The organism is Cobetia sp. 29-18-1 (genome assembly GCF_029846405.1).
Taxonomy (GTDB): domain Bacteria; phylum Pseudomonadota; class Gammaproteobacteria; order Pseudomonadales; family Halomonadaceae; genus Cobetia; species Cobetia amphilecti.
Genome location: NZ_JARWKS010000011.1, coordinates 84,439 through 106,767 on the forward strand (window position 1 = coordinate 84,439; position 22,329 = coordinate 106,767).

At 62.6% G+C, this 22,329-nt stretch carries 17 protein-coding genes; 14 read left to right on the plus strand and 3 right to left on the minus strand.

Features of this window, described 5'->3' with window-relative positions:
- The first annotated feature begins 278 nt into the window (after nucleotides 1–278).
- From QD208_RS10490 to QD208_RS10525, 8 genes are all read left to right on the plus strand, one after another.
- Complete coding sequence (locus QD208_RS10490; protein ID WP_279836757.1) at nucleotides 279–2,027, plus strand: carbon starvation protein A; 1,749 nt, start codon at nucleotides 279–281, stop codon at nucleotides 2,025–2,027.
- Nucleotides 2,017–2,337, plus strand: a complete 321-nt coding sequence (locus QD208_RS10495; RefSeq protein WP_279836758.1) for a cory-CC-star protein — start codon at nucleotides 2,017–2,019, stop codon at nucleotides 2,335–2,337. The genes QD208_RS10490 and QD208_RS10495 overlap by 11 nt, the downstream gene beginning before the upstream one ends.
- Entirely contained in the window at nucleotides 2,328–3,560 is a 1,233-nt protein-coding gene (locus tag QD208_RS10500; protein ID WP_279836759.1) for an ArsA family ATPase, read from the plus strand. Before QD208_RS10495 ends, QD208_RS10500 begins: the two co-directional genes overlap by 10 nt.
- A 564-nt stretch (nucleotides 3,561–4,124) precedes the next feature.
- On the plus strand, nucleotides 4,125–5,423 hold the full coding sequence (locus QD208_RS10505) for an efflux RND transporter periplasmic adaptor subunit (protein WP_279836760.1): 1,299 nt from the start codon (nucleotides 4,125–4,127) through the stop codon (nucleotides 5,421–5,423).
- 101 nt (nucleotides 5,424–5,524) lie between these two features.
- Nucleotides 5,525–8,656: an efflux RND transporter permease subunit gene (locus tag QD208_RS10510; protein WP_215824022.1), complete on the plus strand. Its 3,132-nt coding sequence runs from the start codon at nucleotides 5,525–5,527 to the stop codon at nucleotides 8,654–8,656.
- A gap of 376 nt (nucleotides 8,657–9,032) precedes the next feature.
- Complete coding sequence (locus tag QD208_RS10515) at nucleotides 9,033–10,535, plus strand: paraquat-inducible protein A (RefSeq protein WP_279836761.1); 1,503 nt, start codon at nucleotides 9,033–9,035, stop codon at nucleotides 10,533–10,535.
- Nucleotides 10,532–12,166: an intermembrane transport protein PqiB gene (pqiB, locus tag QD208_RS10520; RefSeq protein ID WP_054554969.1), complete on the plus strand. Its 1,635-nt coding sequence runs from the start codon at nucleotides 10,532–10,534 to the stop codon at nucleotides 12,164–12,166. Before QD208_RS10515 ends, pqiB begins: the two co-directional genes overlap by 4 nt.
- Nucleotides 12,167–12,177: 11 nt before the next feature.
- Entirely contained in the window at nucleotides 12,178–12,873 is a 696-nt protein-coding gene (locus tag QD208_RS10525) for an ABC-type transport auxiliary lipoprotein family protein (RefSeq protein WP_279836762.1), read from the plus strand.
- A 135-nt stretch (nucleotides 12,874–13,008) separates the two neighbouring features.
- Here the strand turns inward: QD208_RS10525 and QD208_RS10530 are convergent, their stop codons facing one another.
- The 3 genes from QD208_RS10530 to QD208_RS10540 form a co-directional block, all read right to left on the minus strand.
- Nucleotides 13,009–13,548, minus strand: a complete 540-nt coding sequence (locus tag QD208_RS10530) for a glycine zipper 2TM domain-containing protein (protein WP_043331847.1) — start codon at nucleotides 13,546–13,548, stop codon at nucleotides 13,009–13,011.
- Nucleotides 13,549–13,917: 369 nt separating this feature from the next.
- On the minus strand, nucleotides 13,918–14,553 hold the full coding sequence (locus QD208_RS10535) for a hypothetical protein (RefSeq protein WP_279836763.1): 636 nt from the start codon (nucleotides 14,551–14,553) through the stop codon (nucleotides 13,918–13,920).
- 87 nt (nucleotides 14,554–14,640) lie between these two features.
- Complete coding sequence (locus tag QD208_RS10540; protein ID WP_279836764.1) at nucleotides 14,641–15,819, minus strand: GGDEF domain-containing protein; 1,179 nt, start codon at nucleotides 15,817–15,819, stop codon at nucleotides 14,641–14,643.
- A 708-nt stretch (nucleotides 15,820–16,527) separates the two neighbouring features.
- Here QD208_RS10540 and QD208_RS10545 point away from each other — a divergent pair.
- The 6 genes from QD208_RS10545 (at nucleotide 16,528) to QD208_RS10570 (ending at nucleotide 22,291) form a co-directional block, all read left to right on the plus strand.
- Nucleotides 16,528–17,028, plus strand: coding sequence for a hypothetical protein (locus tag QD208_RS10545; protein ID WP_131431471.1), 501 nt, complete (start codon nucleotides 16,528–16,530; stop codon nucleotides 17,026–17,028).
- A gap of 339 nt (nucleotides 17,029–17,367) precedes the next feature.
- On the plus strand, nucleotides 17,368–17,982 hold the full coding sequence (locus QD208_RS10550; protein ID WP_279836765.1) for a CBS domain-containing protein: 615 nt from the start codon (nucleotides 17,368–17,370) through the stop codon (nucleotides 17,980–17,982).
- Between the two features lie 250 nt (nucleotides 17,983–18,232).
- Entirely contained in the window at nucleotides 18,233–18,847 is a 615-nt protein-coding gene (locus tag QD208_RS10555; RefSeq protein WP_043331852.1) for a hypothetical protein, read from the plus strand.
- A gap of 204 nt (nucleotides 18,848–19,051) precedes the next feature.
- Nucleotides 19,052–20,242: an MFS transporter gene (locus QD208_RS10560; protein WP_279836766.1), complete on the plus strand. Its 1,191-nt coding sequence runs from the start codon at nucleotides 19,052–19,054 to the stop codon at nucleotides 20,240–20,242.
- Nucleotides 20,243–20,609: 367 nt separating this feature from the next.
- The gene (locus tag QD208_RS10565) at nucleotides 20,610–21,383 is read left to right on the plus strand and encodes a DUF969 domain-containing protein (protein ID WP_279836767.1); all 774 of its coding nucleotides are present in this window, start codon (nucleotides 20,610–20,612) and stop codon (nucleotides 21,381–21,383) included.
- Nucleotides 21,380–22,291, plus strand: a complete 912-nt coding sequence (locus QD208_RS10570; RefSeq protein ID WP_279836768.1) for a DUF979 domain-containing protein — start codon at nucleotides 21,380–21,382, stop codon at nucleotides 22,289–22,291. The genes QD208_RS10565 and QD208_RS10570 overlap by 4 nt, the downstream gene beginning before the upstream one ends.
- Nucleotides 22,292–22,329: the final 38 nt, after the last annotated feature.

Genomic DNA, 22,329 nt, shown 5'->3' on the forward strand with positions numbered 1-22,329 from the left:
TCTGCGTTCAGTCCACGCAGGAAGGCGGCGATTGAGTCATTGCCATGAAGTCGGCTGGCGACATGCTGGCGCGCGGCGGGGCGACCAATGGCGAAGTTATATGCGCATTTATCGATGTTAGCGTCACGCCGATCGGCACCAGTGTGTTGAAAGTCTTGCTTGAAATCCCTGACGGAAGGTCTTGCTCGGCGTGCGCTCGACAGCGGCATGTCGAGCTGACAACCGGCACACGCCAGCACGCCCTACTCAATCCATCACCACGCCCCTCGGAATCTGCCATGAACGCCATCTGGCTTGCCCTGTTCGGCTGCGTTGCCTTCGCCATCGGCTATCGCTTCTATTCCCGCTTTCTGGCCGAACGCATCTTCCGCCTCGACCCGAATTTCGTGACACCAGCCCACGCGCTGCGCGATGACACCGACTACCTGCCGACCAATCGCTGGGTGCTGTGGGGCCACCATTTCACCTCGGTGGCGGGCGCAGCCCCCATTGTCGGTCCGGCGATCGCCGTCTACTGGGGCTGGCTGCCGGCCGTGCTGTGGGTCGTACTGGGCAGTCTGTTCGCGGCAGGCGTGCATGATTTCGGCACCTTGACGCTGTCGGCACGTCATCGCGGCCAGTCGGTGGGCACCTTGGCGGACAAGCTGATCGGCAAGCGTGCCAAGCTGCTGTTTCTGTTCATCATCCTGATCCTGGTCCTGATGCTGAACGCGGTGTTCGCCTGGGTGATCGCCAATCTGTTCATCAACTTCCCGGCCAGCGTGCTGTCGGTGCTGATCCAGATTCCGCTGGCGGTATGGATCGGCCATCGCGTCTATCGTCGTGGCGGCAAGATGTTGATCCCCTCGCTGCTCGCGCTGATGGTGATGTATGCCGCCGCCCTGCTGGCGGGTCAGTTCGAGTTCCTGCAGATCGATCTGGCCGGTGCCTTTACCGCCATGGCCGGTGGCGAGGATGGCAGCTTGTTGTTCGGCCTTTCGCCCATCTCCAGCGCCTTCCTAGTATGGATCATCGCGCTGATGAGCTATGTCTACATCGCCTCGGTATTGCCGGTCTGGAAACTGCTGCAGCCACGCGACACCATCAACTCTCACCAGCTGGTGGTCGGGCTGGTACTGCTGTATCTGGGACTGGCCGTAGGTGGCCCGCAGCTGACGGCGCCGGCCTTCAACGCCGATGCCGAGATGTCCTTCTACCCGCTGCTGTTCATCACCATTGCCTGCGGCGCCATCTCGGGCTTCCACGGTCTGGTCGCCTCCGGCACCACCTCCAAACAGCTGTCCCATGAACCGGATGCGCGCCTGATCGGTTACTCCGGTGCGCTGGGCGAAGGCATGCTGGCGCTGATTTCCATCATCGCGGTGGCGACCCTGTTCGCAACCCAGGCCGACTTCACCGCGACCTATTCAAGCTTCGCCGCGGCGGGTGCCAATGGCCTCTCGAGCTTCGTTCAGGGGTCCGGTCAGCTGATCTCGCACCTCGGCCTGCCCGCCAACGTCGGCAGTACGCTGGTCGCGGTCATCGTGGTCAGCTTCGCGGCAACGACGCTGGACTCCGCCGTGCGCCTGATGCGCTACATCATCGCGGAACTGGGCAGCGAATACGGCATGCCGGTGCTCAGCCACAAGCATGTCGCCACCAGCATCGCCGTCATCGCCAGTGCCGCACTGGTCATCCTGCCGCAGGGACCCAAGGGTTTCGGTTCCGGCGGCTACCTGCTGTGGCCTTTGTTCGGCACCAGCAATCAGCTGCTGGCGGGCATCTCGCTGATGCTGGTGTCGGTGTGGCTCAAGCGTCAGGGCCGCCCAGTCATCTATACCCTGGCCCCGATGGTCTTCTTGATGATCATGACGCTGTGGGCGATGGTGCAGCAGGTGGTGCTGGATTGGTCGGGCATGGGCAGCAACGATCCGCAATGGCTGTTGTTCACCTTCGGCAGCCTGATCATGGTGTTTGCGCTGTGGATCCTGCTCGAGGCCAGCCGCAGCCTGAAGTCTCCCGCCCGGGTGAGCGCTCATGAGAGCTGATGACGATACCCGGTTGGCGTCATCACCCCGCCTGCCGGGTCTGACACGGCGCCTGCTGACAGGCGCCATTCAGCTGCGGGATGGCTGGGAGGCCATGCTGCGCGTCAACCAGCAGCGCGATCTGGCGCAGCTTGCCCGTGAGGAGGAGGACATCTTCATGATGATGAGCTTCGCGGAGCTGATGGGCATCCCCAATCCGGCGCCGGCCGTCTCGCTGGAGATGCTGCCGCTGATGCTGGAACGCATGCATGACTGGCACCTGCGTCAGGGGCTTGAGCATTCACCGCTGGAGGGCATCAAGTGCTGTTGAGCAGGCTCTGGAAACGCGCAGCATCCCGCACGGCGAAAGATACGGCTGTCTGGTCAGGCACTCAGCCGTCAGCGGCTCACGAGACTTACGAGGCTCACGAGACTTACGAGGCTCACGCTCACCAGTCTGGCCAAGCACCGGAGCAAGCCGGGATATCCAAGCACCCCGAGATCTGGTTCTTCGGTGGCAAGGGCGGTGTCGGCAAGACCAGCTGCGCGGCGGCCCAGGCGCTGGCACTGGCGGAGAAAGGCGAAGCGACCCTGCTGGTGTCGACAGACCCCGCGCACAATCTCGGCGACCTGTTCGGTGCGATCGGTGGCAAGCCCTGCAACATCGCGCCGCGCCTCGACGTGATGGAACTGGACCCCGAGCGGGAATGCGACCGCTACCTGGAGGCGGTCCGCCAGCGGATCGTCCCCCTGGTAAGTGGCGAGCGCAGTGCCACCGTGATGCGCCAGCTCGAGCTGTCACGCCACGCCCCCGGCACCAGTGAAGCGGCACTCTTCGATGCGCTGGTGGAGATCATCCTGACTCCGCCAGCCCCGCTGGAAGATGAAGCCCCACACTATCGCCATATCCTGTTCGATACGGCCCCCAGCGGGCACACCATTCGCCTGCTGAGTCTGCCCGAAGTGCTGGGCGGCTGGCTGGAGGGCATGCTGGGCCAGCGCAGGCGCGCCGTCGCCGAACGCAGCCTGTGGCTGGACAGTCAGCAGGCGTCAGAGACGCCAGGCGAAGAAGCGCCGGAAGACCCGATCAGCGAGGCGCTGGAGCAACGCCGTACGCGCTACGCAGCATTGCGTCAGCGCTTGAGCGATACCCGCCGGGCGCGCGTGATTCTGGTCAGCACGCCAGAGAAGCTGCCGTGTCTGGAGACAACTCGAACACGAGAGGCGCTGGAAGCCCATGGTCTGGCCGTCGGCGGCCTGATCATCAATCAATGCCTGCCGGAGCCCGCCGCGCAAGGGGCTGGCGGTTCCCCCTCAACGCCCCACGAGTCGTTGGATGACTGGGTCGCGACCTGGCGAGAACAGCAGCAACACTGGGCCGCCAGACTGGAGGAGGCCTTCGCTGATCGCCCGCGCCTGCGTCTGCTGCGCCAACCACAGCTGCCGGAGGACCGCGCAAGCCTTGCCCCGCTGGTGGCACAATTCACGGCGTTCCGCCCCTGGGCACCCGCCCCTGCCGCGTCCTCTTGCGGTTGCGCTGCTCCCGCCAGATGACTCAAGAGGTCGCCCTGCGCTTCATCCCATCAGCGCTTCAGCCCCTCACCCCCTCAGCGCTTCCGCTCTTTCACCCTCCCGCTTTCCCGCTCTCCCGACCTCACGCTGATCCGCTGATCCGCTGATCCGCTGATCCGTCATGTGCTGACGACATGCATTCGCGTACAGGGCCGGGGAGTTCATCATTCAGACACTTCGATCTGATAACTTATTCAGAATTTACGCATATTGGTGCACCATCACTGCCCTGGCCTCACCTGACTTGTGCACGCACCTTGCGTGAGGCGAGGCATGCGCACGCCTGCGGGCATGGCAAGCGAATTGCATTGTCTTGCATCCCCTCCATGAGGTTCAGAATGCTGCTCACGTGGCAACAATCTGTTGCAACAGGGTGCGCAATAACTGCACAAAACAACCATACAGTCGCCTCGCCATTCCGATAGAATAGCGGGCTAAATATATTCCTCATCATGACATCGTTGCTTTGACCTGCCGCGCCTGCGGTGAGTCACAATGTGGCGATAGTGACGCACTTCAGCCCCTGAATTTCGTAAAGGACGCTCCATGGCCCCGACTTCCCCCAGTCAATCCCGCTTGCAGAGACACCCATTGGCTTTCAATGCCCGCCGCCTCGGCCTGCTTCCGGCAAGCCTGCTGCTGGTCGGTGCCCTGCTGGCCGGCTGTAGCGGCGACAAGGAGGAGGCTGGCCAAGGCTCCGCCGCAGGCGCCAGCCAGGCCGCTCAGGTCGATGTCGTCACCGTCACTGCCCAGGAGGTACCGCTCACCACCGAACTTCCGGGCCGCACGCGTGCCTATCAGATCGCGGAAGTGCGTCCGCAGGTCGGCGGCATCATCGAATCGCGCGACTTCACCGAAGGCAGTGACGTCGAGGAAGGTCAGGTGCTCTATCACATCGATTCGCGCACCTATCGCGCCGATGTCGAGAGCGCCAAGGCGAGCCTGGCGCGCGCCGAGGCGAGCCTCAACACCTCGAGCCTCAAAGCCAAGCGCTACAAGAACCTCGTCGCACGCAAGATGGTCAGCCAGCAGGATTATGACGATGCCGTGGCCACCGTCGGCGAAGACCGTGCCGATGTCGCCTCGGCCAAGGCCGCGGTATCCAGCGCGCAGATCAACCTGGATTACACCAAGGTCACCTCACCGATCAGTGGTCGTATCGGCAAGTCCAGCGTCACCAAGGGCGCACTGGTCACGGCCAGTCAGGAAACCAGTCTGGCCACCGTCCAGCAGCTGGACCCCATCTATGTCGACCTGACCCAGTCCGCCACCGAAGTGCTGCGCCTCAAGCGTGAGCTGGGCGAGAATCGCGATGCCGCCACCGCCCCGGTCCAGACGGAAGTCGAGCTGGTGATGGAAGACGGCAGCGTCTATGGCGCCAAGGGCAAGCTGCAGTTCGCGGATGTCACTGTCGACCAGGGGACCGGCATGGTCACGCTGCGCGCACTGTTCCCCAATGAAGATGAGCTGCTGCTGCCGGGCATGTTCGTGCGTGCCCGTCTGACCGAAGCCGTCGCCAAGGATGCCATCCTGATTCCGCAGAAAGCCGTGAGCCGTGACAGCACGGGCCAGGCCAGCGTGATGACGGTCAATGCCGAGAACAAGGTCGAGGCCAAGCAGGTCGTGATCGGTCAGGCCATCGACAATCAGTGGCTGGTGACCAGCGGCCTCGACAGCAATGACAAGGTCATCGTCAGCGGTCTGCAGAAGATCAAGCCGGGTGCCACGGTCGAGATCGCCTCGGACGAGACAGGCACTGACCAGAACGCCGCATCTCAGTCGCGGACTGCTGCCAGCAGCGACTCCTCGGAAAGTGAACAGGCCAAGACCGGCGATAGCCAGTAAGCCTGCCCCCGCTTTTCGCGCCACTGTCGCCAGTCAGACGAGAGACGCTTCTCGTGTGACTGGCGACCGTCCCGAACGACGTTCCAGGAGCCTCAAACGTCATGGCCAGATTTTTCATCGATCGCCCTATCTTTGCCTGGGTGCTCGCCATCATCGTGATGCTGGGGGGTATCTTCAGTATCCTCAAGCTACCGATCGAGCAGTACCCCTCGCTGGCCCCTACCAGCATCACCATTCAGGCTACCTACTCCGGTGCCTCCGCCCAGACGGTGGAAGACACGGTGACCCAGGTCATCGAGCAGCAGATGAACGGCATCGACAATCTGCTGTACATGAGCTCGACCTCGGACTCCCAGGGCAACGCCAGCATCGAGCTGAGCTTTGACACCGGCACCGACCCCGACATCGCCCAGGTTCAGGTACAGAACAAGCTGCAGCTGGCCACTCCGCGCCTGCCACAATCCGTTCAGAACCAGGGTGTTTCAGTCACCAAGTCCTCCGGCAGCTTCCTGATGGTCGCGGCCTTCGTCTCTGACGATGGCAGCATGACCAAGCAGCAATTGACCGACTATGTCGCCTCCGACATCCAGGATGAGGTCGCGCGTGTTCAGGGCGTCGGCGAGACCCAGCTGTTCGGCGCGCCGGGGGCCATGCGTGTCTGGCTCGACCCGCAGAAGCTCAACAACTTCAAGCTGACCACCAGCGACGTCACCACGGCCATCAGCACGCAGAACAACCAGATCGCCTCGGGCCAGCTGGGCAATCTGCCAGCGGAAGAAGGCCAGCAGCTCAACGCCACCATCGTGGCGCAGACCCTGTTTGAAACGCCGGAGCAGTTCGGCAACATCCTGCTCAAGACCCAGGAAGATGGCTCTCAGGTCTATCTGCGTGACGTCGGTCGCGCCGAGAAAGGCGCCGAAACCTACAGCACCGTCAGCCGCTACAACGGCAAGCCTGCTGCTGGCCTGGGGATCAAGCTGGCCTCGGGCGCCAACGCGCTGGACACTGTCCAGGCCGTCAAGGACCGCCTCGATGAGCTGTCCGCCTACTTCCCGCCGGGCATGAGCTTCAAGGTCCCATACGACACCTCACCCTTCGTCAAGATCTCCATCGAAGAAGTGGTGATGACACTGCTGGAAGCCGTGGCACTGGTCTTCCTGGTGATGCTGCTGTTCCTGCAGAACTTCCGCGCCACCCTGATTCCGACCATCGCGGTGCCGGTCGTGCTGCTGGGCACCTTCGGGGTGCTGGAAGTGCTGGGCTTCTCCATCAATACCCTGACGATGTTCGCCATGGTGCTCGCCATCGGGCTATTGGTCGACGATGCGATCGTGGTGGTCGAAAACGTCGAACGCGTCATGCACGAAGAGAAGCTCTCGCCACTGGAAGCGACTCGCAAGTCGATGGGCCAGATCACCGGCGCACTGGTGGGTATCGGCCTGGTGCTGTCATCCGTGTTCATTCCGATGGCCTTCTTCCCCGGCACCACCGGCGCGATCTTCCGTCAGTTCTCGGTGACCATCGTCTCGGCGATGACGCTGTCCGTACTGGTGGCGTTGATCCTGACGCCGGCCCTGTGCGCCACCCTGCTCAAGCCGACCAAGGAGAAGACCACCGGCTTCTTCGGCCTCTTCAACCGGGTCTTCGATCGCTCCAACGCGCGCTACCAGAAAGGTGTTGGCGGCATGCTCAAGCGCACCGGGCGCTCGATGCTGGTCTATGCATTGATCGTCGTCGGCTGTGGCGTGGTATTCACGCGCATCTCGACCGGCTTCCTGCCGGATGAGGATCAGGGCTATCTGTTCAACCAGGTCATCCTGCCGGTGGGCTCCACTCAGGAACAGACGCTCGAGACGCTGGAAAAGGTCGAGCATCACTTCCTGGTCGATCAGGAAGATGCGGTTCAGGAAATGTTCGACGTCGCCGGCTTCAGCTTCGCCGGTCGCGGTCAGAACATGGGCCTGGCCTTCATCAACCTGAAGCCGTGGGATGAGCGCGAGCGCGATTCCTTCAGCGTGGTCAGTGAAGCACAGAGCTACTTCGGCACCTTGAAGGAAGCCCTGGTCTTCGCCATCAACCCGCCGCCGATCATGGAACTGGGCAACGCCAGCGGCTTCGACATGATGCTGGTCGACCGTGGCGGCATCGGCCACAAGGCACTGACCGACGCGCGCAACCAGCTGCTGGGCATGGCGGGCCAGAATCCGGCCGTGACCGGCCTGCGCCCCAATGGTCTGGAAGACAGCCCGCAGTTCACGCTCAATATCGATGAACTCAAGGCGACGGCGATGGGTGTCTCGCTGTCAGAGGTCTACTCGACGCTTTCCACGGCGTGGGGCTCGACCTACGTCAATGACTTCCTCGACAACGGTCGTACCAAGAAGGTCTATGTGCAGGCGGAAGCCAGTGCCCGCATGCAGCCGGAAGACCTCAAGAAGTGGTACGTACGCAACACCTCCGGCGAGATGGTGCCGCTGAGTGCCTTCATCAACGGCGAGTGGACCTACGGGTCGCCGCAGCTGGAACGCTACAACGGCGTCTCCTCGATGGAACTGCTGGGACAGGCGGCACCGGGTTACTCCACCGGTGAGGCCATGCAGGCCATGGAAGAGATGGTCAGCCAGCTCAACAATGGCGTCGCGCTGGAATGGACCGGCATCTCGCTGCAGGAATCCCAGAGTGGCGGCATGGCACCGTATCTGTATGCCATCTCGCTGGTCTTCGTCTTCCTGTGTCTGGCCGCGCTGTATGAGAGCTGGAGCATTCCGTTCTCCGTCATGCTGGTGGTACCGCTGGGGGTGCTGGGTGCCCTGCTCGCCACCTGGATGCGCGGACTCGACAATGACGTCTACTTCCAGGTCGGCCTGGTGACGACCATCGGGCTCTCGGCCAAGAACGCGATCCTGATCGTCGAGTTCGCCAAGGACCTTGAAGTGCAAGGTCGCTCGCTGATCGATGCCACCATGGAAGCCGTGCGCATGCGTCTGCGCCCGATCCTGATGACCTCGCTGGCCTTCACCCTGGGTGCCGTGCCACTGGCCATCTCGACGGGTGCGGGTGCCGCCAGCCGTCACGCCATCGGCAACGGCGTGATCGGCGGGATGATCTCGGCCACGGTGCTGGCGATCTTCCTGGTGCCGGTCTGCTATGTGGTCGTGCGCCGCCTCTTCGGTGAGCCGAAGGACCTCAAGCGAGCCCACGAAGCGGCCCGCCAGGAGGATGACCTTGTCTGATCTCTGATCACGACAGAAGCCTCATTGCTGTCACATTGCGTGACGGCCCTGCACGCCGCCCTCTCCGGGCGGCGTGCCTGTTTGCAGGCTGGCAAAAAAAGGCGCGCTCACGCGGCAAGCATTGAGTGCCATCAGCCTTTTGCGGCATCATGCTACTATCGAACACTGTTTGCCTGCGCAGGCCTGGTGCTCCTACAGCTCCTATACCTTCGCAGGTCCGCGTGTGCATGGGGCCAGGCCACTGACGGCGCATCCCCGAGAGCGCTTCCCCAAGAGCGCAACCACAGGCGTGGTCAAGCCGCGACTGACAACGCCTCTGCGCATGCCCCGAACACGCGCGGCACGGCGATACACCACCCGATCCCGCTGGAGCGACATGCCTCGTCCCCTTGCTGCCCTGCGCCGCTACACCCGGCGTACCTTTGAAACCCGTGATCCGCCGCAGGTGTTCGCGCCTGTCACGTCAGGCGTGTCACGGCGGCGGATGCGTGCCTGCGAGTGCTGCGATCTCGTCGTGGCCCTGCCGGCGCTCAAGGCCGGCGAGCGCGCCCGCTGCCCGCGCTGCGATCATCTGTTCGCCCAGCGCCACGCCCATGCCGTGCAACGCACCTTGGCACTGGCGATGGCGTGCCTGGTGATGCTGGTGCTGACGCTGCCCTTCGAGTTCATCGCCTTTGCCACCAGTGGCATCTCGGCGAGCCTCAGCCTGATCGATACGCCAGCCGCCCTGACGGCCGAGTCCTATCCTTCCCTGGCCGTGCTGCTGATCCTGACCATCGTGATGCTGCCGGCGCTCTACCTGCTGGGCGTCATCTACACCCATGCAGCCATCGGGCTGAAACTGCCCTTGCCGGGCATTCGCGGCATTGCGCGCACCCTGAGCCACCTGCGCCCGTGGATGATGGCGGATGTGTTTCTGGTCGGCGTGATGGTGAGCCTGGTCAAGATCGCCGGCATGGCCGATATCAGCTTCGGCCCTTCCTTCTGGGCGTTCTGCGCCTTCGCCCTGCTGATGACCAAGACGCTGGCCAGCATCGATGGGGATCGCATGTGGTTCGCGCTGGCGGGCGAGCCAGCCGCCCCCAACGGGACGTTGCCGGGCATCGGCGCCGCCTTGCAGGGACTGGCCAGTTGCCATAGCTGCGGCCTGATCAACGCCTGCGGCAAACGGGAGGCGCACACCCACTGCCGCCGCTGTGGCGACCCTGTCCATCAGCGCAAGACGCAGAGCCTGCAGCGTACCTGGGCGTGGCTGATCGCGGCGGCGATTCTGTACATCCCCGCCAATCTCTTCCCGATCATGACCACGGTCAGTCTCGGGGAGAATGACCCGCAGACGATTGCCGGTGGCATCGTGGTGCTCTGGTCACATGGTGACTGGCCCATCGCGATGGTCATCTTCATCGCCAGCATCCTGGTGCCGGCCTCGAAGATGATCGCCATCGCCTGGCTGTGCATCAGCGCCCAGCGCCCCGAGGTGCAACATGCTCGAGCGCGGGTGACCCTGTACCGCATCACCGAATATGTCGGGCGATGGTCGATGGTCGATGTCTTCGTGGTGGCGCTGCTGGCCGCGTTGATCCAGCTGGGCGCGCTGATGTCGGTCCACCCGGGGCCCGCGGCGCTGTCCTTTGCCTGCGTGGTGGTGCTGACGATGCTGTCGGCGTTGAGCTTCGACCCACGCCTTGTCTGGGACACCGAGACGGAGAAGACGATGATGGCGAACACGCTGTTCGGTGATCTGCCGCTGACGCCGCTGACGGGCTCCGCATCTCTTGCCGCGTCCTCGCAGGCCACGCCTCCGTTCACGACGCCATTCACGACCCTGAATGCCTCCCGCAATCCCCCTTCCGCTGCCGCCTCACAGGATGACTTATGAGTGATGATTCTCGCGCACGTCGTGAAAGTCGACGCCGCCTTTCGCCGATCTGGATTGTCCCGATCGTGGCCCTGCTGATCGGCGCCTGGATGGTGTGGCACAACTACGCCAGCCGTGGCCCGCTGATCACGATCGAAATGGAGACGGCGGAAGGCATCGAGGCGGGCAAGACACTGATCAAGACCCGGAATGTCGAGGTCGGCAAGGTCGAATCCGTGCGTCTGTCGGACAATCTCGACAAGACCATCGTCACCGCGCGCATGTCCAAGGACAGCGAGCGCATGCTCAATGCCGACTCGCGACTCTGGGTCGTGAAGCCGCGCATCGGTCGTGAGGGCATCAGTGGCCTCAACACCGTGCTGTCGGGGGCCTATATCCAGCTTCAGCCCGGCGACAGCCGCGATGAGGAGGACCACTTCGTGGCGCTGGAGCAACCGCCGGTGACGACGCAGGACGCCAAGGGACTGCGCATCGACCTCACCAGCAACGATGGCAGCGTGCTGTCGGATGGCGACCCCGTCACCTACGAGGGCTTCGTGGTCGGGCGCGTGGAATCCAGCGAGTTCCGCCCCAGCGAGAAGGAAATGCACTACACCCTGTATATCGACTCGCCCTACCATGAGCTGGTGACCTCCACCACGCGCTTCTGGTCCACCAGCGGGGTCAGCCTGCGCCTGGATTCCCAGGGCCTGCAGGTCGATGTCGGGTCACTGGAAAGCGTACTGAGCGGAGGGGTGGCCTTCGGCATTCCCGAAGACCTGCCGCGTGGCCGTCCGGTGGTCGAGAACACCTCCTTCACGCTGTATTCCGACCAGGAAGAGGCCCGTGAAGGCAGCTTCCACCAGGCCATCGACTACGTGATCATGGTCGACGATACCGTGCGTGGCCTGTCGCGCGGCGCGCCGGTGGAATTCCGCGGCGTCCGTCTCGGCACCGTGGTCAGCGTGCCCTATCGCCTTACCCACCAGCGCGTGCGGACGCTGTCGAGCTTCGAGATTCCGGTGCTGATTCGCATCGAGCCCGAACGCCTCGAGGGGCAAGTGGATGATGAAGGCGTGGCCCAGTGGAAGAAGCGTCTCGAGCGCCTCTTCAAGCGCGGCATGCGCGCGACGCTGAAATCCGGCAACCTGCTGACCGGCGCCCTGTTCGTCGATCTCGACTTCTATGACAACCCGCCGCCCTACAAGGCCGATACCTTCGATGATATCGAGGTCATGCCGAGCGTCTCGGGAGGCCTGGCGCAGATGGAAGCCAAGCTCAATGCCCTGCTCGACAAGCTCAATGCACTCGATGTCGAGCCGGTACTGAGCAACCTGAACAAGACGCTGTCGGCCTCCGAGAGTCTGGTCAAGCGCCTCGACAAGACGGCCGGTCATGTCGATAGCCTGCTGGGTTCCGAGGCGGTACAGAAGCTGCCGGGCGACATCAGCACCAGCATCGACAACCTCAATCGCACCCTGGATGGCCTGACACCGGATTCTTCCGCCTACCGCAAGCTGGAAGGCGATCTCGAACGACTGGACCGCGTGCTCAAGAAGGCGGAACCGCTGCTCGACACGCTGGAGAAGAACCCCTCCAGCCTGATCTTCGACAAGCCGACCACTCGCGATCCGATTCCAAGGGCCCAATGATGACGACAGCCATGAGTCTCTCGACCCGCACAGCCACCATGCCGCAAGCGTGCAGCGCGTCTGCCTCACCGCGCACTTCAACGTCGCGCCAGGGCCGCTTCGGCGGCCTGATGGCAGGCTTGCTGATGCTCGGCACACTGGCGGGCTGCACGACTGCCGCCACCGGTGGCGCCTACCTGCTGCCGCAAACGACACAGGCCGCCGCCCAGCGCAGTGTTGCCGCCGATGCGCCCCTGCTGGAAGTGATGCCGGTGCAACTGGCCAGCTACCTGGAAGGCGGCAGTCTGGTCTATCAGACGGACGACATCACGCTGGTACAGGCCAGCCAGAACCTGTGGGCCGATGACCTGCAGGACATGCTGACCCGCCAGCTGCTGACGCAGCTCAAGGCCAGCCCCGCCCAACCGCTGAGCCAGTACCGTATCGCGGACACCAGCCTGAGCGGCCTCAAGGGAGCACGCCTGAGCGTAAGCCTGGATCGCTTCATCGGCCGCCATGATGGCCAGTCCGTCATCACCGGTCGCTGGCGCCTGCGCGGCGTGGATGGCAGCGTGCTGGAGGAAGGCAACATCCAGACGCTGACTCCCCTGACCGATGACGGCTATCCGGCGCTGGTCAATAGCCTGGGCGAAGGCTGGCGTGTGACCGGCGAGCAGTTGGCACGCGAGATCGCCAAGGCATTGCCCTCCACGGCGGATGCCAGCTGACGACCTGACGGTCTGATAGAAAAGAGCACGGCTGGATAACCAGAAAGCTGGATGTCCAGAAAGCGGGATGTCCAAAAAAAAGAAGACCCCCGACGGAATCCGTCGGGGGTCTTCTTGTCTGGCGGCTAGCTGGCCTCAGCCTTGCTGGGGCAGTACCAGCTCACCGTCACGGATCTCGAAACGCTTCACGTCCGGCTTGTCCTCGAGACGCACGGTGCGGGTCTCGTCACCCATGTCGACCTTGACGTCGTAGCCGACCACCTTGTCTGACGCGTCCTGCACCGTTTCGCAGCGCTGTTCGGTCGTGGTGTAGGTGTCGCCCTTCTTCATCTGACCCTGGATCTGGTTGCCGGCATAACCGCCACCCACGGCGCCCGCGGCTGTCAGCACCTTCTTGCCATTGCCACCGCCAAACTGATTGCCCACCACACCGCCGACGATCGCGCCGACGGCCGTGCCGACGACATTGTGGGTGTCCTTGCTGGGTGCCTGATGCGTCACGGTCTCGTTGTGACAGACCTCGCGCGGAGTGGTCACGGTTTCCGTCACGGCATCCACCGCCACGATATCGGCATATTCAGGGCCTGAGTTGCTGGCCGTATAGCTGCCGATCGCCACTCCACCGCCAATGCCCAGTGCAGCCACGATCGCGCCAATCAGGATGGACTTGTTCATGCGTGTTCTCCTCACCGAATAGTGTTGCAGCCTGGCTCGTCGGCCAGTCAGCCATGCCCCTGGATGACACTTGAGGGGCTTGCCGCTGCGTTCGGAGAGTAATCTAACACTGTTCGATAAACTCGGTAATGTGGCAACTTCACCACCCGGTCGTCGCCATTTCGCAACATCGAACATGGAAAAGCCGGGTTCTACGCTAGATCATGCCTTATATTAGCAATTTCTTGGCAAGCAGGCTTGCGGCCAGAAAACCCCGCTCATCGTCATGGCGCTGACGCGGGCTGTACGAGTCGGACAGCACGAACAGGGCCGGTGCGAGCGCCTCAGCTCGTACCGGCCCTTGCCTTGATGGCGCTGACCGCAAGTCACTCAGTCCAGCTGATTGGCCGTGATGGACACGGCTTCATCGTTGCAGAACTGCACGCGGATATCTTCCCACCAGTTCAATAGACGGCAGGACGTGTCATCGGCAATCGTCTCACTGATATCACTGGGCTTGCCCAGCAACGAGATGGCCTGTGCCTCACTCATGCCCTGCACCAGATAGCCATCATCCAGCGCTGAACGAATGCGGTACTGGCGCTGACTCTCCTCACGTGCGGCCAGGGCACGCTCCTTCTCACGCGCCAGACGCTGTGCGGTCGGGTCTTCGCCTGAAGTCTCTTCTATCACGTCAGCGGCGGGCACCACCGTCAGCGAATCATCCAGCGTGACGGGGGTATCACCCTGCTGGCAAGGCTGCTGCTGCCAGGTGGGCACCCCCGACTGCACGCAGCGAAAGATGCTGTTGTTGGCCTTGGCGGCAGGCGGCAGAGAGGGTGTCGCCGGGTCGGCAATCACTTGCGCCCGGGGCGCCTGCTCGTCACTCGAAGACGCTGCAGCATTCGGCGACTCCTCCGCCTGAACCGCCGCAAGCGGCATACCACTGACCAGCGACGCCACCAGCAGTCCCCGCATGAGCCGGCGCAACATCTGGCGTGAAACGCTGCCACAGGAATCCATCATCAACTTGTCTCTCCGCTTGGTGAGAGCGTGGATCACGCACGGATATCACGCCCAATGAGGTGAAATGGCAAAGCCATCATCCTTGCGTCAGCGCTTCCACTGATAGACCTCATCGGCGGTCTGCACATCGTCATGGTGACTGACATCAGAGCGGCTGGGGGTCGAGGCCGCTTCGCCTGATCCATCGCCCGGAGTGTCCAGTGGCGGCATGCCTGGCATGGCCAGGCTGTCGTGGCCGTGATCAGACGGCTCGATCTGATCGAGACTGGCAGCACCGTGCTCGGGCGTATCCCAGACGGTGACTACCCGATTGCGCCCTTCGCGCTTGGCACGGTACATGGCCTGATCGGCACGCTGCAGAAGGTCCGGCAGCAGTGATTCCGCGCAAGCGGCCGGTCCGCCCTGGGCCACCCCGATACTGATGGTAACCCGCAGCAGCTGGCCGTTGCTCAGCGTGAAGGCACGACTGTTGATCGAGAGCAGCAAGCGTTCGGCTGCGTGCTGGAGCCCTTCTCTGTCCTCCGTCGGGCACAGGGCCACGAACTCTTCTCCCCCCTGGCGGCACAACTGATCACTGCCGCGCAGGTGGTGACGCAGCCGTTGCGTCAGCTCTATCAACACCTCATCGCCAATCGCATGCCCTTGGGTATCATTGATGGCCTTGAAGTGATCGACATCGATCATCAGCACTCCCAGGCCACCACGACTCAGCAGACGCGGCCCCTCTTCCAGCAAGGCAAAACGAGACAGTGCCCCCGTCAGCTGGTCATGGCGCAAGTCTCGACGATAGCGTTTCTCGCGCTGCTCTGCCTCCCACCCGATCTGCACCGCCACCACCGCGATGAAGGTGACGGAAATCACCAGGTTGACGACACTGGCCAACGACATGAACTCGTAGGAGACGATATAGACCGGGCTGGTGAGATATTGGGCGCCGATATAGAACAGCAGCAGGACACCACTGAACAATAGCCGTTGAATGCGTGACAGGGACGCGATACAGATGAAGAAGATGGCGACGATATGGAAATACTCGAAGCCACCCTCGGCGCCGAACTGGTATTCCCACCATGCCGCCTTGGCTGACATCGGCACCACCAGCAACAGCAACGCGGAATTCATGTACCCCTTGCGGTGGAACATGATGGCCAAGACGTTGAGCAGAACGCCGATGACATTGATCACCACCGGCTGCGGATAAGGCTGCAGGCCCAGCAGAGCGAAGTAGCCCAGCTGGCAGCCGAGCGCACTGATATAGATCCACATGAACAACTGATAAAGCACGAGGTGCCGCTCAGCCAGCCCCGCTGGAGCTGGCCACCGCCACTTCATGTTTACCGTGCGCAAGACACCCTGCCGACTTCCCGCTTTGCGACGGCGATCTGCTTTCGCCATGATTCCTTCCTCATTTACGGCACTTCCCGTGTGCCTCCGCTGCGCGCTACCTGATGATTTTACCTGCCTATTCTATCTCACGCTGCTGTATGAAACGTGACAGCCCTTACCAGTGCGCATCCTTCAAGGCATGCAGCGCGGTCAGGCATGTGACTCACGTGTACCAGGCGCCCTCCCCTGCGAGACTGGCAATCCCATTACAGCGGCGTGGCTCACGTAGCAGGAGCCTGAACGTGAAGCATCAGCAATCTCGAGGATCAGCAGTCGAAGATTCTCACAAAGTGGGCCTTGTGGGTGACTTGCAGAGTAGTTCAGAGAAGATTTAAGCCCTAGATTCAGTCGTGATGATGACCGGGCTGGAAAAAGTCCGTGACCAGCCAATGGTACTCTTGAGCATGGCAATGCTGACATCTCACCGCCAGCCTGCATGACCCGCACCACTTGGCACTCGGGCCCTCCTCGACGTCTGAGACAAGAACCGGGCAGACAATCGCCCGCCTTCGTGACACCATCAGCGCCTGGACATGGCAGTAGCCGTCACCCACTTTTCCCCGCCGTTTTTAGAGAAGAGAGACTGTAATGGACGCGACCACTCTGACACGCGACTTCCACCTGTGGCAGCGTTTCTCCAAGCAAGACCGCCTGGAACGTGAACATCGTGCTGCCCGCCGCAAGATCGCCGAAGCTGGCACCATGGCGACGCGCATGATCAAGGCCTATGAAAGCATGGCCGCCAAGGGCGTCTCCGAGAATGCATGCTATCGCACCATCTACAAGCAACGCGATGCGCAGGGTGAGATCATGGTGCGCGAAGGCTGGCTCAAGGTGCGTCGTGTGGTCGCGGAAGGCGGCACCACGCGTCTTCGCGGCACGCTGATGACAACGTTCAGCCTGCTGGATGGCGAGCAGGAACCCGCCGATGCCAGCGTCGAGAAACTCACGCTCGAGGTGTATGACGAAATCGTCGCCGGCACCAAGATGAAGCTGGCCTGCAAGGTGGACCGTTGCGACGCCGATGACCAGACGGACTTCATCACCTTCCTGGATGCCGTACGCGGCGACCTCAAGCAGTGGGTGTGACGCGCCCAGGCGTGAACGCCAGCCCCTGATGAAGGGATGACTCCCTGAATCGGCTCAATGATGCCCACTCGCCTCGTGCAGTGGGCATCAATGCTGTCAGGGGCAAGGAAACTGCTGGCTCATGCCAGTACCGGCCTGCCGGGGCTTTGTTTCCCAAATGGAATTTATCCATTTCCCATCTCGCACAGATAGCGACGAATATTGACCTGATAGACCGGAACTCCTGTCACTGTTGCGACAGTAGCAACCTGAGGTTACCCATCGTGCAGGAAACTCCTGGCCCTCGCCTGACTCACAGTACGCAGAACATGCTCGTCATCTGATTACAGGAGTCAGTCCATGAATGCCATTGCACCGTCGGCTTACCATACCCTCGACGTCGAAACGCTCTCTCATGTCACCTCCGCTCGTCTGCCTTTGCAGCCGATCGGCGACATCACCATGGATAGCCCGGCCAGTGAGCTGGTGACGGACTTTGCCGTCACCGCCGGTCGCAGCATTCAGGGCAGCGCCTCCATCGGTCAGGCACTGGCGACCATGAAACAGGCGGGGGTGCGCCTGCTGCTGGTCCACGATCATGATGGCACCTTCACTGGCGTGGTGACCTCGCGTGAGCTGCAGGGCGGCCGAGTCGTGATGCGTGCCATGACCCGCTTCAATGTTCAGCGCGACGAAGTCACTACCGACATGGTGCAGATCCCCCGCGCGGAGCTGCCGGGCATTCCTCTCGCCGTGCTCAAGCGCGCCCGCGTCGGGGACCTGGTCGAGACACTGCGTCAGAGCGGCGAATCCCACCTGCTGGTGACCGAGCAGGGCGACGATGGCAAACCCAGCGTGCGCGGTCTGGTCGCCGCCTCCCGTGTCGGCAAGGCCTTGGGGCTCGATCTGGAGCACCCGCCGGAAGCACGCAATTTCGCTGATATCTGCCGGGCCGTGCTGGGCAAGTACGAGTGACCCGACAAGGGTAGGCAGTGTCCTCAGTCATCTGGCTGACAGAGGCGTCATGAAGCCGCGTCCTGACAAGATGGTTTATCCCCAGACTGGTGCTTGATTCGGGAAAAATGCTCACGAACGGCGTATGATGTGGCTATCAGCGCGAGATATCACTTGGCAGGCAGCATGGAAGCGCCTGTCGGTCAGAGAGATGACTCGGGCTCTGACGGATATACTCAGCCAACGGATGGTGTAGATGAGGATTTCAGCCATGCCATTACGCTCACTGCGTGATCATCTTTTCAAGCAGCGCCACGTCGAGGTGCTCGTCATCAAACAGATTGATGGCGAGCTCGTGCATGTGTGTGGTGCCGGCATCGTGGAAGGCAACGGCAGCGTCAGTCACAAGCGGCGTGAGCTGCAGCGCGACAACCATGCCTTCCCGGTGCGCATGCATGATGGCAATCAGGTACTTCAGCCGGATGACTTCAATCGTCTGGTGCTGCTGGAGGAAGTGACCCTGCATCCCCTTGGCTGCCAGCCGAAGGAAGCCATCTCGCTGGAGGTGGCTGGCCATCGCTATCGTGTCGCGCATACCCCCATGCGCTGCTGGCACTTCCGCGGCCACCTCGTGCTGGAGCGCACGCCCCAGGGCATGCTGCTGAGCACCGAGGACATGACCCTGATTCGCGCCAAGGCGAGTCGCCAGCCAGTCTCCAATACGGCACGCGCCAATGCCGAGCGCCTGCAGAAGACGCCCGCATGGCGCAATGTCGCTCCCCGCGGCCACGATGTGCATGCCGACGGCGCCACGACGCGTCAACGCGCGGCAGCACGCAGGATCGACAGCCCGACACGCGAGCTGGAGCTTGAGCCCAAGTACTGAGGGGCACAGGAGCGGCGCATTGAGACAGATGAATTGAGAAAGGCCCATCGAGAAAGGCGCATAGAGACAGAACGCTCGGCAACTGCCGAGCGTTCTGCTGTCCAGGGTCCGGTTGGAGGAAGAACGGTTCGCGGCAAGACAGCTTGAGCATATGCCGGTATTCTCACAGACCTGTCCTCTCGTTCAGGTTTCCTCATGCGCCGAATGCCAGCATCCCTATTCCTGCTCATCCTGATTCTGGTTGCTCTGAACCTGCGTCCGGCGCTGTCATCCTTGGCGCCCCTGCTGGATCGCATCACCCAGGACCTGGGCCTGAGCACGCTGGCAGCGGGCCTTCTCACCACACTGCCCGTCGTCTGCCTGGGGCTCTTCGCCCCACTGGCGCCGCGCCTGGCCCGCCGCCTGGGGGTAGAGCGCACCCTCAGCCTTGCCCTGGTCACTCTCGGCATCGCCCTGTGGTTGCGGGCTAGTGACATGGCGCTGCTGCTGTATCTCGGCACCCTGTTATGTGGTGGCAGCATCGGCGTCGCCGGCACCCTGCTGCCCGCCATCGTCAAGCGTGAGCATCCTGAGCGAGCCGACCTGTTCACCGGCGTTTACACCATGGCGCTGTGTCTTGGTGCGGCGCTGGCCGCGGGACTCAGCGTGCCACTGGCCAATCTTCTCGACAGCTGGCAAGCCTCATTGGCCTGCTGGGCGCTGCTTGTGGTGATCGCGCTTCCCGCCTGGCGCCTGAGCATGCACCACCCGTGGCCAGAGAAGATGACCAGCCATCAGCAGGCCACCCCCCGCCTGTGGCACCTGCCGCTGGCCCGCCAGGTCACCTTCTTCATGGGCTGCCAGTCTTCCCTGGCCTATATCGTCTTTGGCTGGCTGCCTTTCCTGCTCCAGCAACGCGGCCTGAGCGATATCGAATCCGGCTGGCTGATGGCCGCCTCGGTAATGGCACAGGTGCTCACTGCCCTGCTGGCCCCCGTGATCGGCCGCATGGGGCGCGACCAGCGCCCCGCCATCCTGCTGCTGCTGTCCTGTACCGCCATCGGCCTGCTGGGACTGATGATCGGGCCACTGTCCCTGCGCTGGCTGTTCGCCGTGCTGCTCGGTTTCGGCCAGGGGGGCAGCTTCTCGATGGCATTGACGCTGCTGGTGCTGCGCACCTCCGATGCACGTCTGGCAGGCGCCCTTTCCGGTATGGCACAAGGCACCGGCTACATGCTGGCCGCCCTCGGGCCACTCGCCGTCGGCATTCTGCTGGAAATCACGGCCGACCTGCGCGTGATCGCGTCGCTGTTCGCGCTGATCCTGCTGAGCGCCGCCATGCTTGGCTTCCAGGTCGGCAGGCGTCGCCGTATCTGCCTGCGCGAGGATGGCTGCACCGAAGTGGTCGACGGCTGACATCTTCCCCCCCATTTGGTGAGGCAAGGCCCCACCAAGGCATCAATATTATCTGTCATTCATGCCTGAATGATAGATTTTGCCGATACTACTTGTCGTTGAAATTTATATATTCCGAATGTCTCATTTGGATTCCTCTGGTGTCGCTCTACCCTCTGAGTTCTCGTTGTAAAGCAACGAACATTACGCCCTGCCATGTTCGAACGCCTCGGCAGTGTTCGAACTGCTCGGCAATGTTTCGAACAGCCAGGCAATGTTCGACCTGCTTCGCAACGAGACCCTCATAACAACAATCTCACACCCAGAGGCACATGCTCATGTCCTTCGAAAGGATTCGATTGTCCTCCCCCGGCTCGGGAGACACCTCATGCTGTCATTGATCGGCGTAGCCATCATAGTCATCGGCCTGGCACTGCGCCTCAATGCGCTGCTGGTGGTGCTGGTGGCAGGTTTCTCCTCCGGCCTGGTGGCCGGCATGTCACCCACTGAAATTCTCGCCGCGCTCGGTCAGGCCTTTACCGACAACCGCGCCGTCTCGCTGTTCATCATCACCCTGCCGGTGATCGGGCTGCTCGAACGCAATGGACTGCGCGATCAGGCCGAACATCTGGTCCAGAAACTGCGGGCCGCCAGCGCCGGGCGCATCTCCTTCAGCTACCTGGTGCTGCGCAAGGCGACCAATGCCTTCGGCCTGCAACTCGGTGGCCACCCGGCGATGATCCGACCGCTGGTCGCCCCGATGTCAGTCGGTGCCGCCGAACGTGATCTCCCCGAAGAGGCGCTGAGCTCGCCACGCTTCAAGGCCCTGAGCCAACGCATCCGCGTTCTGAATGCCGTCAGCGAGAACTTCGGCAACTTCTTCAGTCAGCTGATCTTCGTGGCTTCCGGCGGGTTGTTGCTGATCAAGAGCGTGCTCGACAAGAGCGGTGCCAGCGTCAGCCTGGCCGACATGGCGCTGTATGCCATTCCCACCGCGCTGGTGTCACTGGTGGTGGTCTTCGTGCTCTGCCGCCGGCTGGACGCACGCATTCGCCGTGAACAACAGCTGCTGCGCGAGGAATACCCCCAGCCCTCCGGCCAGGCCAACGCGACACCAGGCAAGGACACCTTCACCACTTCTGCGACGGAGAGCCACTCATGAACGGTATCGACGCTCTCTACCTGATTACCGGCTTCGCCATCATGGCCTTTGCCGTCTTGACGCTCACCGATCGTGATCATCCGCGCAGGCTCGGCACCAGTGCCTTCTGGATGATCTTCGGCATCAGCCTGGCATTTGGACAATGGCTGCCCGATGTCGTGGTCGGTCTTGCCATGCTGGCGCTGGCGCTGCTGGCCGCCACCGGCCAGCTCGGCTTCGGCAACTACGGCCAGTTGAGCGATGAGGCGCGTCAGACACGCCGCAAGCGTCTCGGGTCGCGCCTGTTCATCCCCGCGCTGGTGATTCCGGTCGGCACCTTCCTTTACACCCTCACGACAGGTCAGAGTGCACTGGTCGGCCTGGGCGTCGCGACGGTACTGGCCTTTGCCGTGGCGCTGCTGCTGCTGCGTGAGAGCCCGGCGACCGGCATGCAGGAAGGTCGCCGTCTGGCCGATGCCATCGGCTGGGCCGCCATCCTGCCGCAATTCCTGGCCGCCCTTGGCCTGCTGTTCGATCAGGCCGGCGTCGGCCAGACCATCGCCGGGCTGGTTTCGAGCGTGGTGCCGGATACCAGCCTGATCGCCTGCGTGATTGCCTACTGCGTCGGCATGGCCGTGTTCACCATGCTGATGGGCAACGGCTTCGCGGCCTTTGCGGTCATCACCTCCGGCATCGGCTATCCGCTGGTCATCGCGCTACATGGTGGCAACCCGGCTATCGTCGGCGTGCTGGGCATGCTGTCCGGCTACTGCGGCACGCTGATGACGCCGATGGCCGCCAACTTCAACATCGTGCCGGCCGCCCTGCTCGAACTGGATGACCGCTACCACATCATTCGCGCACAGATACTGCCTGCGCTGGTCATGCTGGCCGCCAACATCAGCCTGATGTTGCTGCTGGCCTTCTGATCTCCCACTCTTACCCGCGCATCGATCACCGCCAGCAG